A 1,098-nucleotide genomic window follows, 5' to 3' on the forward strand; every position below is an offset into this window, starting at 1 on the left:
ACCTGTTCTGTTTCTTTTAGCTTTTCTTTTTGCTCCTAAACACCGTTATATTGCTGCGCGATTACCTATCAATGCGGCAAAAAGAGGTGTAGTGATATCATGATTGATCAATTACTCCTTCCTTTTCAGTTTTCTTTTATGCTTAAGGGCATGTTTATTGTCATAATCCTTTCTGTTCCAATGGCGATGCTTTCTTGTTTTCTTATTTTGAAAGGATGGGCACTTTTAGGTGATGCAATTTCCCATGCGGTTTTTCCTGGTGTCGTTTTTGGTTATATGACAACGCCGTGGGTGATAACATTTTTGACTTCTTTGCCATTTGCTTGGTTTCAGCATGTGCATCCGGCTAATGTTACAATGACTTTGATTACTTGTGGTGCTTTTGTTGCGGGTATGATTTGTGCACTCGCAACAGGTTTTTTAGGAAGCAATAGCCGTATTAAACAGGATACGGTGATGGGCGTTGTTTTTTCATCTATGTTTGGTTTGGGGCTGGTTTTAGCAACCTCTATTTATAGTAGCTTAGATTTGAATCACATTTTATTTGGTAATCTTTTGGGTGTTAATTGGCTTGATATTACGCAGACGGCGATAATTTCTGCTGTTGTCACCTTTATTTTAGGAGCGAAATGGCGCGATTTTATGCTATACATTTTTGATTCAGTTCAAGGTCGTGCAATGGGATTACGAATATCGGTACTCCACTATACCCTTTTAGCAATGATTTCTCTCACTATTGTTGCGGCTTTGAAAGCTGTTGGAATTGTTCTCGTTATTTCTTTATTGATAGCGCCGGGAGCAATAGCTTATCTTATCACAAAGCGGTTTTCTCTTATGTTGATAATCGCTATACTTATTGCTGCTTTTTCTGGTTTTTTAGGTGTTTATCTAAGTTTATTTATTGGCTCTGATTCTGCTTCCACGATTGTATTGATTTTAACACTGATCTTTGTAACCATTTTTATGTCGGTTTTCTTGCGTCGAATTACCGTTCATGAAATTTGAGCACGCCAAAAGTTATGCATATCAGCCATGCATTTTTGTGTATTGTCTCTCATGTTTGTTTTAAGTAGAAGACGAGGCGCTAGGTTATTTTCC

General features: G+C 37.7%; 1 protein-coding gene. It reads left to right on the plus strand.

Features of this window, described 5'->3' with window-relative positions:
- The first annotated feature begins 99 nt into the window (after positions 1-99).
- Positions 100-1,005 carry a metal ABC transporter permease gene (locus ACFIK8_RS09885; RefSeq protein ID WP_014923631.1) on the plus strand — a complete coding sequence of 302 codons (906 nt, stop codon included), beginning with the start codon at positions 100-102 and terminating at the stop codon, positions 1,003-1,005.
- The last annotated feature ends 93 nt before the right edge of the window (positions 1,006-1,098 follow it).

The sequence above is a fragment of the Bartonella sp. MR168JLCBS genome (assembly GCF_042194175.1).

Bases quoted from the DNA above. Each gene is read 5' to 3' on its own strand.
- ACFIK8_RS09885 (WP_014923631.1), top strand. From the start codon at position 100: ATGATTGATCAATTACTCCTTCCTTTTCAGTTTTCTTTTATGCTTAAG.